The 11630-nt window shown below is 61.8% G+C and carries 10 protein-coding genes and 1 pseudogene; 7 read left to right on the forward strand and 4 right to left on the reverse strand.

Translation table 11 applies throughout. The annotated features are described in order from the left end of the window. Positions 1 to 55: 55 nt before the first annotated feature. Complete coding sequence (locus AB5Y90_RS19020; RefSeq protein ID WP_368167568.1) at positions 56 to 1177, reverse strand: sugar diacid recognition domain-containing protein; 1122 nt, start codon at positions 1175 to 1177, stop codon at positions 56 to 58. A 209-nt stretch (positions 1178 to 1386) separates the two neighbouring features. Between AB5Y90_RS19020 and AB5Y90_RS19025 the strand changes: the two genes are divergently transcribed. After that, a complete protein-coding gene (locus AB5Y90_RS19025) occupies positions 1387 to 1761 on the forward strand; it encodes a YacL family protein (protein WP_026034971.1) in 375 nt (124 codons plus the stop codon). Between the two features lie 66 nt (positions 1762 to 1827). After that, a complete protein-coding gene (locus AB5Y90_RS19030; RefSeq protein ID WP_005348860.1) occupies positions 1828 to 2124 on the forward strand; it encodes a hypothetical protein in 297 nt (98 codons plus the stop codon). A gap of 68 nt (positions 2125 to 2192) precedes the next feature. Here the strand turns inward: AB5Y90_RS19030 and AB5Y90_RS19035 are convergent, their stop codons facing one another. Then, positions 2193 to 2930 (reverse strand): ABC transporter substrate-binding protein, encoded by a 738-nt coding sequence (locus AB5Y90_RS19035; RefSeq protein ID WP_201953705.1) that lies wholly within the window; start codon positions 2928 to 2930, stop codon positions 2193 to 2195. A gap of 120 nt (positions 2931 to 3050) precedes the next feature. Here AB5Y90_RS19035 and AB5Y90_RS19040 point away from each other — a divergent pair, with 120 nt between their 5' ends. The 3 genes from AB5Y90_RS19040 to AB5Y90_RS19050 all read left to right on the forward strand — a co-directional run bounded on the left by AB5Y90_RS19040 (position 3051) and on the right by AB5Y90_RS19050 (position 6178). Beyond that, a complete protein-coding gene (locus tag AB5Y90_RS19040) occupies positions 3051 to 3881 on the forward strand; it encodes a CPBP family intramembrane glutamic endopeptidase (RefSeq protein WP_307895568.1) in 831 nt (276 codons plus the stop codon). Between the two features lie 198 nt (positions 3882 to 4079). Next, a complete protein-coding gene (locus AB5Y90_RS19045; RefSeq protein ID WP_307895569.1) occupies positions 4080 to 5396 on the forward strand; it encodes a sphingomyelin phosphodiesterase in 1317 nt (438 codons plus the stop codon). Further along, positions 5393 to 6178, forward strand: a complete 786-nt coding sequence (locus tag AB5Y90_RS19050; protein ID WP_368167569.1) for a hypothetical protein — start codon at positions 5393 to 5395, stop codon at positions 6176 to 6178. Before AB5Y90_RS19045 ends, AB5Y90_RS19050 begins: the two co-directional genes overlap by 4 nt. A gap of 2 nt (positions 6179 to 6180) precedes the next feature. Here AB5Y90_RS19050 and AB5Y90_RS19055 read toward each other — a convergent pair. Continuing rightward, positions 6181 to 7400, reverse strand: a pseudogene (locus tag AB5Y90_RS19055) (DEAD/DEAH box helicase). A gap of 144 nt (positions 7401 to 7544) precedes the next feature. Between AB5Y90_RS19055 and AB5Y90_RS19060 the strand changes: the two are divergent. Next, on the forward strand, positions 7545 to 8372 hold the full coding sequence (locus tag AB5Y90_RS19060; protein ID WP_201953693.1) for a transporter substrate-binding domain-containing protein: 828 nt from the start codon (positions 7545 to 7547) through the stop codon (positions 8370 to 8372). A 59-nt stretch (positions 8373 to 8431) separates the two neighbouring features. Here the strand turns inward: AB5Y90_RS19060 and tpx are convergent, their stop codons facing one another. Next, positions 8432 to 8932, reverse strand: coding sequence for a thiol peroxidase (gene tpx, locus AB5Y90_RS19065; RefSeq protein ID WP_021230929.1), 501 nt, complete (start codon positions 8930 to 8932; stop codon positions 8432 to 8434). 184 nt (positions 8933 to 9116) lie between these two features. Between tpx and AB5Y90_RS19070 the strand changes: the two genes are divergently transcribed. After that, positions 9117 to 11582 (forward strand): zinc/cadmium/mercury/lead-transporting ATPase, encoded by a 2466-nt coding sequence (locus AB5Y90_RS19070; protein WP_368167570.1) that lies wholly within the window; start codon positions 9117 to 9119, stop codon positions 11580 to 11582. Positions 11583 to 11630 lie beyond the last annotated feature (48 nt).

Genomic DNA, 11630 nt, shown 5'->3' on the forward strand with positions numbered 1-11630 from the left:
TCTTTGGCTGAATAGCCAAAAATCACGTCATGTAAAAGTGGTTTTTTGTCTAAATTTACAATCGCAAGTCGAGATTAAGGCCGAGATAGAGCAAAAATTTGTCGTCTAACTTGTTGAAATTCAATCCAGTTATCTGCTCTATCCGCCCCAGCCGATAGCGCAGGGTATTGGGGTGAATGAACAAGGCTTCGGCACAGCGATGCAGATCACAATCCTGCAAGAAATAGTGGCGCAGGGTCTTCTGCAGCGCCCCCTTGCTATCTTCCCGGGCCAGTTTTTGCAGCGGTGTGCGCAGCTGATCCGCCTGCCAGGAGTCCGCCAGACTGCCGAGCAGCACTGGCAAACGGTAGTCCTCAAAGAAGTAGACCTGTTTGCGCGGCGCCTGCCGCATGCCACTGCGCAGGGTATCGCGCGCCGTCTGGTAAGAGCGCGCCAGCCCGTCGATCCCGGCGAAGTAATCGCCCACCGCGATATGCACCTTGAAGTGGGGAATGCGGGCCAGCAACTGCTTGATCCGGCTGCGCTCCTGCGCCGATTGCCAGACGCCATCACTCAATTGCGCCGGTTTGAGCACCACTATCTCATCGAGCCCGTTGATGGCGACCAGATTGTCCCGCTCCGGGTTCTCCAGCTGATGAACCAGCTCCCGCAGACGCGCCGGATCCGCCTCCTCCAGCGCCAGCACAGCTACCACCCGAGGCTGGGCCAACTCCAGTCCGAGAAAGCGGGCCGCCTGCTGCAATTGATCGACTCGCCCCTCGCCCCGAATGAGCTGCAACACCAGCTCCTCTTTGTGGCGCTTGTCCCACTGCAACTGCTCGGTGAGCGCCGCCTGCTCCAGGATCAGTTCGGCGGTCATTCGCACCAGCTCGGCGTAAGCGCGAACTTCCTCCGGATCGCCGGAGATGCCGATCACCCCGATCAGCTCCCCCTGATAGGAGATGGGCAAATTGATGCCTGGTCGCACCCCTTTGAGCTGCAAGGCAGTCGCTTCGCTGATCTCCACCACCCGGTTTTCGGTGAGCGCCAGCACGGCCCCTTCGTGGCGCTGATGGATCCGCTCCGGATTGCCGGACGCAATGATGAGACCGTGTTCGTCCATCACGTTGACCGAGAACGACAGGATCTTCATCGCCCGTGCGACGATCTGGCGGGCAAGATTATCGTTTAGCTGCATAACATCTCCGGACAAGGGGCTGATCTGGCTACGCCACCACGGGCCGATTCAGGGCACATGGGCGCAAAGATGCCACATCATCAAGACAAGCGAGAGGGGGATCGCTAGAATAGGCCACTTTACCCGATGTGTGCCCCGCCATGGAGCAGGAATTGCGTTCTTGCACCCGCCTGCCCGTGATGGCCCATCCCTCCGATCTGGACTGTGCTATGGATTATGAATTTCGCCGCGACCCGTTTGGTGGCTATCGCGCCCGGTTCTCCATGGGCCATGAAGCCATCGGTCAGTGGCTGATCGACGAGGTTGGCAAGGATGAGGAGAAGCTCGATGAGCTCTTCTCCATCATTGATCAGCTCTCCAACCGCACCCGAGTCGAATACCGGCTCAACGGCGGTGACTACTCCCTGCTGCTGACCCATGAAGAGGCGGAGGTGAAAGCCAACGCCCTCAATATCGAGCTCGGTGAGGATCTTGACGATCTCGCCTACTACGATGATGAACAGCTGGCCATGTGCGGGCTGGAAGATTTTGCCCAGGTGCTCACCTCCTGGCGCGCCTTTATCCGTAACGAGGATATGGGCTGATTGACCCAATGTCGGATTACTATGTCGGGCAAACGTGCCCTTTTGCCTAACTCAACAGGATTGACTATGTCTATTTACGATTTTGATGACGAACTGCCGGAAGACGAAGAACAGGAATCCACCAAGAAAGCGGCTGCACCTGCCAAGAAGAAAGGCAAGCAGGTGATGAACACCCAGGTCAACCTGAGCCCGCGCGATGCCAGCCGTCTGAACGGCATGCACGTTGAAGCGATCGCCACACTGGACGACGTCAGCCTGCCGAAGAACGTCATCTTCAAGGCTGGCCTGATCGCCCTGGGCGAACTGGAAGCCGGCAAGCGCGCCGATATCATCGCCCGCGTCATCGCCGAATCAGGCCGCTAATCGCCTCTGAAACAATTAAAGAAAGCCGGAGCCACTGCTCCGGCTTTTTGTTTTCCGGCCGTGCACTCTCAACGGCAATCGATCCCCTTTCCGGCTCGGGAGATCAGTTGGTCATAGCGACCATCGGCACGGGCGGCAGCCAGGGCATGATTGAAGCGCTCAAGCAGGCTGGTGGCCTCCGGGTACTGCCGTGAAATGATCAGATAAAAAGTGTCGCTCTGGCGAAAGTGGGGCAAGGCCTGCAGATGGCAGGGGTCGCCAAACAGTTGGCGGCTGGCATCCCGAGTCACCGTCTCGTTCATCGGCAGCAGATCGATCCGTTTGCGATCCAGCAGTTGCAGACACTGTGCCAGGGTCTTGGGGCGCTGCAGATCCAGCCCGAAACGCTTGATCACCCCGTCGGCATGGCTGGTGCTCCACCCCAGCGGAATGCAGACTCGAAGCCCTTGCCAGCGGCCAGCCTGAATGGCCTCTCTCCCCCGATAGGTAAACCAGGAGAGGCGATCAATATGAATGGGAGCGCTGTAGTGGAAGAGCTTGGCCCGCTCGGCAGTCCAGGCGTAGGGGAAGGTGGCCGCGACCAACCCATTGCGGGTCAACTGATAGCCGCGGGGCCAGGGCAGGTAGTCGACCTGGATCTCCCGATACCCGGCCTCTTGCAGCAGGGTCGTCACCAGCCTGGTGCTCTCGCCACCTTCAGGTAGTGCCTTGCCGGTATAGGGGGTGAACTCACCGGTCACCAGCAGCAAGGGTGCCGCCTGCAGCCAGACACACCAACAACACAACAACCACAGACAGTGCTTCATCAGTTGCTCTCCCTTTACCCTGTTGATGAGTATAGAGAAGGGATCCGACCACCTCCTGCGCGGTTGTCCTGCTGACGCCCACTTGTTAAGGTTGCCGCCTGCCTCGATCAAGGAGATCCAATGTTACCCCTCCCCGACTCATTTATCTGGGGCGCGCTGGCGCTGGCCGTGCTGCTTGCCCTCTTCCGCCAGCGTCTTCCCGCCTTTGCTCTGCTGGGACTCTCCCTGCTGCTGGCACTGTGGCTTGAGCGAATGACGCTACCCGCCCTGCTGGTCTCGGTCGCAGGATTACTGCTGGCGTGGCGTACGCCAACCCTCCCCGCCCGCTGGGCGATGGCGGCCAGAGTGGTGCTGATCCTCTGGGCGATTGCGCTGACCCTGCACCTCATCCCCGGCTTCAGCAATCTCAAGGTGCTGGATCAGGCGCTGGCAGGCCCCGCCAGCGTGCCGTTCAACATGTATCTGAACCTCGACAAGCCGCTGCTGCTCTTTGGCTTGCTGCTGGCCTGCCCGATGCTGCTGGGTAAGGGGGGCGCAATCCGCTGGCGCTCTTTGGCCCTGTTGCTGCTGCCGCTGGGTGCCCTGCTGGTCATCGCCTGGCAGTTGGGGGCACTGAAACCGGAAGTGGGTCTGCCCCACTGGTGGTGGCTGTTTGCACTCAACAATCTGCTGTTCACCTGCGTGGCGGAAGAAGCGCTGTTTCGTGGAGCTATCCAGCAGGAGCTGACCGAGCGTTACCGCCTCTGGATTGGCATCGTCGTGGCTGCGCTACTGTTCGGAGCCATCCACCTGCCCGGTGGCCCACTGCTGGCGCTGTTTGCGACCCTGGCAGGCTGCTGCTATGGCCTGGCCTTCCAGCTAAGCGGCCGTCTCAGCGTCGCCATCGCAGTACACTTCGCCTTCAACTTCGCCCATCTGGCGCTCTTCACCTACCCGCTGGCCCACCGCTAACTCCTGAAGGCGCCTGACACGGGCGCCTTCCCTCGCTCTTCCCTCTCTCTTTAAGCGTGCTGCCTCGCTCGCTTTACACCTCCACAAAGCTCCAAACAAAACCAATTCATTTGCTTGTAACCAAAATGTAAACAAACTGACCTCTGCATTCGCCATAACAGTCACTTTCCATTGCCCTGCAACCAAAAGGATCCTGTGATGCAGAAAACCCTCAGTTATGCCGCCCTGCTGCTGGTCAGCCAGTTCCCGCAACTGGCACTGGCCGATACCGATGTCTATCTCACCAACAACAGTCCTGAACCGCTTCAGATCGACATCCGCCAAAGCGGCAGCGGCCAGCTGCAACCCGGCAGTCAGTGGAGCCAGCACCGCACCGAGCTGGGCCCGTGGGAGAGCGCCATGGTACTCAGCTTCAATCGCTATGAGGGGGTCAAGGCGGGCAAGAGCTATCTGTTCGAAACCCGCGTGACCACAGCGGGTGGCGACGTCTATCGGCTCAACCAGCTGATGGAGGGAACCTGGTGGAACACCACCTTGCAGCACGGTGGCGAAACGCCAACCGGCGCATCTGGCTGGCAAAACGATCGGGCGATCCATCGCGTTGCCGGGCCACAAGAGCTGGCCTTTGCCGCCAAGTTCACCGGCCGCTACGACGATCTGCACTATATGATCACGCCCCCCCAAAAACAGGAGCAACCGGAACCGGCAGAACACAGGCTCAAGGTGGCCAGCTACAACGTCTGGGCACTGCCGGTCATCGCCTCCAGCATCGGCGAGCGGTTGACCTTGCTGCCTGATTATCTCAAGGGTTATGACGCCCTGCTGCTGCAAGAGGTATTCGATGGCCGCCGCGAGGGCTTTTTGCAGGCGCTGGCGAAAGAGTACCCCTACCAGACCAAAGTACTCGACAAGCCCGGGGTCAACATTCATGACGGCGGCGTGGTGATCGTCAGCCGCTATCCCATAGTGCGAGAGGGCCAGCTGGTCTATCCCCAATGCACCGGCACCGACTGCTTCGCCGACAAAGGGGTGATGTACGCCGAGGTGATCAAGGGGGGCAAGGCGTGGCACCTGTTCGCCACCCACACCGCCAGCTTCGACACCGACGAGGCGCGCAAGCTGCGCCAGATCCAGTTCGGTCAGATCCGCTCTCTGGCTGCCAGCCTCAAGATCCCCGCCAGCGACACCGTCATCTACGGCGGTGACTTCAACGTCAACAAACGCAAATTTGCCGATGACTACGCCAACATGCTGGCCAATCTGAACGCCCATGAACCCGCCTATGGCGGCTATACCGAAGCCACCTTCGACCCCAGGATCAACCCCTATGCCGGTGGCCCGCTCTCCGGTGGCGCCAACATCGAGTATCTGGACTACCTGGTAGTGAGCCGGGAGTACGGCGCCGTACGCCACAACCTCAACACGGTCTGGATCCCGCGCAGCAACGCCGCCAGCCTCTGGCCCGCCAGCAACCTCTCCGATCACTTCCCGGTCAAGGGAGAGATCAGCCGATGACTCGCCGTTACGGGATACTGGCACTGGCTATCCTGACCCTTTTGCTGGTGAATCTGGGCTGGCAGGAAGAGCAGTCCCCGCTATCGCCAGAACGGTCGGCAACGCCTTCTCCGGCCGATGTGCAGTTGCCAGCAGAACCGGGGAGCCCGCCTCCCCGCATACCAAACGCTGAGGGGATGGATGGCAAAAGCAAAGAAGTGCCCAGCAGCTGGCAGGCGATGCCGGATGAACTGATCAACCAGCTTGCCAGCGAGATCAGCGACAGCGAGTTGCCGCTGGCGCAGCGCGTGAGCAATCTGGAAGCAACAGAGGCCGGGTGGCTGAGCGAGGGGGAGAGTCTGATCCGGTTACAGGGGCGCTATGCCCTGGCGCTGGATCAGTTGGCACAGGAGAGCGAGCAGTTACCGTTGGCCGAGCGGCTGGACGCCCTCAGCCGCTTGCAGGATCGGTGGGCGGTGGATCATCCGGATCTGGCAGGCGAGCTGTTCAACCCTGATGCCCGCCTGCAGCAAGCTCGTCAGCTGTGGGGAGATGAGGAGCTGGCCACCCTGGCCCATCACTTCCTGCCCGCAGAGCAGGCCGAAGCCACGCTGGCGTTTGCCGGGGCGCGCCAGCAACAGCTGGCTCAACGCAGCCGCTACCAGCGAGAGCTGGCCGAGCTGGAGCAGCAACTGGCGGCCAGCCAACAGCAGATGGATCCTGCGCTGTGGCAACAACACAAGGAGGAGGTGTTGAGCCAGTGGCGTCGTGACTTCTTCGCGCGGGAGCAAGGCAAACCCTGAGGTCAGCGCTTGCCCTTGAACTGCTTGACGCTGCGTTTGGCCTGAGTACGGCGATTGGCCTGCTTGTCACGAGGGGGGCGCTTGCCCCCCCGCTGGCAGGCTGGTCGGTAACCGGGAATCCAGCCAGATCGCCCAACGACAGCTCGCGGCCGGTCAGGGTGCGAATGGCTTGCAGCATGTCACTCTCGCCATGACAAACCAGCGAGATGGCCAGCCCCTCGCGGCCAGCCCGGGCGGTACGACCAATGCGGTGTACATAGACAGGGGCGCTGGCGGGCAGATCCAGATTGATCACCACCGGCAGCGCCTCCACATGGATGCCGCGCGCCATCAGGTCGGTGGCCACCAGCACCCGAATTTTGCCCTCTTTGAAATCGCCGAGCGCCTGCTCGCGAACCGCCTGCTCCTTCTCGCCATGAAGGGCGGCCACCGCAATGCCCGCCTTGGCCAGCTTTCTGGCCACCCCGTCGGCATCATCCCGCGCACTGATAAAGACCAGCACCTGCGGCCATTCCTGCTCCTTGAGCAGGCTTATGAGCGCTGGCACCTTGCTGCTCTTGTTGACCAGATAGAGTCGCTCTTCGATCTCGTTCACCACGCTGTTGAGGGGATTGGCCTCGATACGGGTGGGCTCGCACAGCAGGCCGTTGGCCAGCGCCTCCAGCTCGGCAGGCAAGGTGGCGGAGAAGAGCAGGGTTTGGCGATCCGCCGGAATAAAGCCGAGCAGCGCCTTGATGTCGGGAGCAAAGCCCATCTCCAGCAGGCGATCCGCCTCATCCAGCGCCAAGAGTTGCAAACCATCCAGCCCCAGCACCTGTTGGGTCAGCAGATCCCGCAGCCGCCCCGGCGTCGCCACCAGCAGCTGTGGCCCCAGCGCCAGCTCGGCCTGTTGCCGCTCCTGCACAACGCCCCCACACAACGTCACGATGCGCAGCCCCAGCGCCTCGGCGCCCTCTTCAAGCGCGGCAGTGACCTGAGTCGCCAGCTCGCGGGTTGGCACCAGCACCAGACCCTGCACCTGACTGGAGGAAGGATCCAGCCGTTGCAGCAGCGGCAAGCCAAACGCCAGGGTCTTGCCGCTGCCGGTCTGGGCCAGTGCCAGCAGATCCTGCCCCGCCAGCGCCGCCGGAATGGCCAGCTGCTGGATGCGGGTCGGCGTCTGCAAGGTGACGGGCAACGAGGCAAGCAGAGCGGGATGAAGGGCAAGTTCGCTAAAGGTCATGGCGCTACGTCAACAAAGAAGTGGGAGGCGAAGTCTAGTGAGCGGGGGCCGAGAAGTAAAACCCTATCCATGATGGCCTGGCCGAGGGACGCTGGCGACCGGCTGACTACACTTTAGCTGACCCATCACCAAGAGAGACCGGCCATGACCAGACACATCCCCCTTCTGCTGCTCGTGGTCACCCTGCTCGGCAGCGCCACCCTCGGCCTGTCGCAGACTCCGAAGAACGACGCTGCCCCCGAGCCGCCTAAACCGGCGCGCATCCTCAATGCCCACCTTGGCGAGCTGCCGGGGCTGATCAATGCCGACAAGACAGGCCCCTTTGTCGACCTGGTGCACGCCATCGATGATCTCTACCCCGATGTGACCATCAAGATCACCATCTACCCCATCGCCCGTGCCATGGCAGGGGTGATCTCCGGCAAGGCTGATCTGGGGCTGCCCGCCATCCGCAACCTAAAGGATATCGATATGCTGGCTTATCGCTTCAGCACCCGCAGTTTTGGCAAAGTTGCCCATGTGATTTACAGCAATACCGCCTATCCGGTCACCACAGATATGGCCTACGGCATAGTGCCCACCAAACGGGACCTGCTAATCGAGGCGGTTCCCGACTATATGCCCTTCCCGGTGCAGCGATCGATGAGTATCGAGCAGTCACTGCGCAAGCTCTCACGCGGCCGTATCGACGCCTTTGTCTGGGCGCAAGAGGAGGCCGACCTGATGCTCAAGCAGCTGGGGCTGACCAATATCAGGCGAGAATTTTTCGGGGATTTCGAGGATGTCTTCATCATCCAGAAAGGGGCTGCAGGTGATGAGATGGACGAATTTCTCCGGCAAGCCATCGATCAGCTGGCTGCCACCGGCAAACTGGCCGAGATCTACGAGAAGATCCACCGCCCCTATGTGGAGTGGCAACCCTCCCCACCCGCCAAGGCTGAACCGGCAACCACCCTGCCCGCAACCCCCTGAACAGACAATTCCCGCATAAAAAATCCCGCCGAAGCGGGATTTTTTTATGGCTTGCAGCCTTACAGCACGGCCAGCGCCGCAGCGTAGTTCGGCTCGTCGGCCACTTCGGCGACCAGCTCGCTGTGCAGCACCTTGTTGTCACCATCCAGCACCACGATGGCGCGAGCGGTCAGCCCTACCAGCGGGCCGGAAGAGAAAGCAACACCGTAATCTTCCATGAAGGCCGCACCGCGCAGGGTGGAGAGGGTCACTACCTTGTCCAGACCTTCGGCGCCGCAGAAGCGGGACTGGGCGAACGGCAGATCGGCGGAGATGCACAGTACAACTGTGTTATCCAGCGCGCTGGCCTGCTCGTTGAACTTGCGCACAGAGGTCGCGCAGGTCGGGGTATCGACGCTCGGGAAGATGTTCAGGATTTTGCGCTGACCGGCAAAGCTTGCCAGGGTCACGTCGGAGAGATCCTTGGCCACCAGGGAGAAGGGCTTGGCTTGCTCACCGGCGACCGGGAAGTGACCAGCGACGGAAACCGGGTTGCCTTGCAGAGTGACTGAGTTGCTCATGTGTTATGTCCTTTATTGGTGTAGTAAAAATCCGGGTGATCAGTATAGGGGCGGCGGGACCAGACAAACACCCGCGAAGACAAGGGATATAAAGGGGTTGACCTTGGACTTAACACCAAGGTTTAGACTCCTTCTCAGTAATCAGGGATCTCGCAGGGGCGGGATCCATCAAGAGGGACTCATCATGAGCAAATCCTGCTGCAATCATCAGCACGCCGCCCCCATCAAGGCCGTCAGCAAGGCGGCCCCCGGCCAGAGTGAACATCACCACGATAGCCACTGCTGCGACAACACCACGCCCGTCAGTTGCTGTTCAACCCAGACGCCTCATGAGCACACATCCCGTGACGGCAATGAATCCCCCGGGGATGAAGAGCCTCCCCGAGGAAGCTGTCACGCTCAAGCGTGCTGCAGCGCCCCCTTATCGCCAGCTCACGATCATAAGCATGAGCATGAGCATGAGCATGAGCATGAGAACGATATGCCCCCTGCCGACCCGCTGGTTGCGCCGGTGCAAGGCAACAGCCGCCACAGCTGGCAGGTATTGGGGATGGATTGCCCCAGCTGCGCCCGCAAGATCGAGACCGCCGTCAGCCGGGTGAGCGGCGTGCAACAGGCGCGCGTGCTGTTTGCCACCGAGAAGCTGGTAGTGGATCTGGCACCCGGCCTCTCCCCCGATCCCGTCACCGCCGCCGTGCTGGCCGCCGGTTTCCAGCTCAAGGGGGAAAGTGCTGACAAGCAGGCAGCTGGCCGTAAGCAAGCGTCACAACAGCCCCTGCAAGGCAATCTATTCGGTAACTTTTTGGGCAAATATTGGCAGCCCCTGTCACTGGCCGGCCTGATGCTGGTCGCCGCCCTACTGCCGAAAGAGTTCGGTCAGCCACTCTTTACCCTGGCCACCCTCTGGGGTCTGTGGCCCATCTCTCGCAAGGCGTGGGCGCTGACCAAAAGCGGCTCCCCCTTCGCCATCGAGACGCTGATGACAGTCGCCGCCGTGGGCGCCCTGTTCCTCGGTGAAACCGCCGAAGCGGCCATGGTGCTGCTGCTCTTTATGCTGGGTGAGCATCTGGAGGCCTACGCCGCCGGACGCGCCCGGGCCGGGGTGACCGCCCTGATGGCGCTGGTGCCTGACAAGGCGCTGCGGATCCGTACCACTGCCGAGGGCGAGGTGCGGGAAGAGGTAGCTGCCGATGAGCTGCGTCCCGGCGATATTATCGCAATCGCCCCGGGTGCCCGCTTGCCTACCGACGCCCGCCTGCTCGATGAGCTCGGTGCGTTTGACGAGAGCGCCCTGACCGGTGAATCCATTCCGGTGGAACGCCGTCAGGGTGACAAGGTGCCAGCCGGCAGTCTGGCTGCCGATCGGGTGCTGCGTCTTGAGGTGGTATCGGAACCGGGCAACAACGCCATCGACCGCATCCTGCACCTCATCGAGGAGGCCGAGAGCCAGCGCGCCCCCATCGAGCGCTTTATCGACCGCTTCAGCCGTTGGTATACCCCGGCCATGATGCTGGTTGCCCTGCTGGTGGTGCTGGTGCCGCCCCTTGCCTTTGGCCAGAGCTGGGACGAGTGGATCTATCGCGGACTGGCGCTGCTGCTGATCGGCTGCCCCTGCGCGCTGGTCATCTCCACCCCGGCAGCGGTTACCTCGGCGCTGGCTGCGGCAACCCGTCAGGGGGCCCTGATCAAGGGTGGTGCCGCGCTGGAGCGATTGGCCCATATCGATACCGTCGCCTTTGACAAGACCGGCACACTGACGCTGGGCAAGCCGCAACTGACCGAGCTGGTGAGCCTCAATGGCCAACCGGAAACCGAACTGCTGGCACTGGCGGCTGCCATCGAGCAGTGCTCCCACCACCCGCTGGCCCGCGCCGTGGTCGCCAACGCGACCGAACAGGGGCTGACGCTGGCGGAGGCTCGCGACCTGCGTGCCCTGCCGGGCATGGGGGTTGAGGGTCGCATCAACGGTCAACTGTGGCAACTGCTGGCACCGAGCCGGATAGCTACGCTGAGCAAAGATCAACAGGCCCAGATTGCCATGCTGGAGAAGCAGGGCAAGACGGTGGTCGTGCTCTGCCAGAGCAGCAGCGAACAGGCTCTGCCGGTGGCCCTGCTGGCCCTGCGGGATCAGATCCGGCCGGAAGCGGCAGAGGCGCTGCAAGAGCTCAACCGACTCGGCCTGCAGAGCATCATGCTGACCGGCGACAATCCCCGCGCCGCCGAGGCCATTGCCGGTGAACTCGGGATGGGCTGGCGCGCCGGCCTGTTGCCGGAGGGCAAGGTCGATGAGATTGCCAAACTCGCCAGCTCGCAGAAAGTCGCGATGATCGGTGATGGCATCAACGATGCCCCTGCCATGAAGCGGGCCAGTATCGGCATCGCCATGGGTGGCGGCACCGACGTGGCACTGGAGACCGCCGATGCGGCGCTGACTCACAACCAGCTCGGCGGCATCGCCGCGATGATCCGCCTCTCCCGCTCTGCGCTGGCCAATATTCACCAGAATATCGCGCTGGCGCTGGGACTGAAGGCCATCTTCCTGGTCACCAGTCTGCTCGGCATCACCGGCCTGTGGATTGCGGTGCTGGCCGATACAGGTGCCACCGCACTGGTCACCGCCAACGCCCTGCGCCTGCTGCGCAAGCGTTAAGCCAGCCGATAGCATCCCAACCAAAAGCCGTACCCCAACCGGGACGGC

The organism is Aeromonas sp. R4-1 (assembly GCF_040908325.1).
GTDB classification, from domain to species: Bacteria; Pseudomonadota; Gammaproteobacteria; order Enterobacterales; family Aeromonadaceae; genus Aeromonas; species Aeromonas veronii.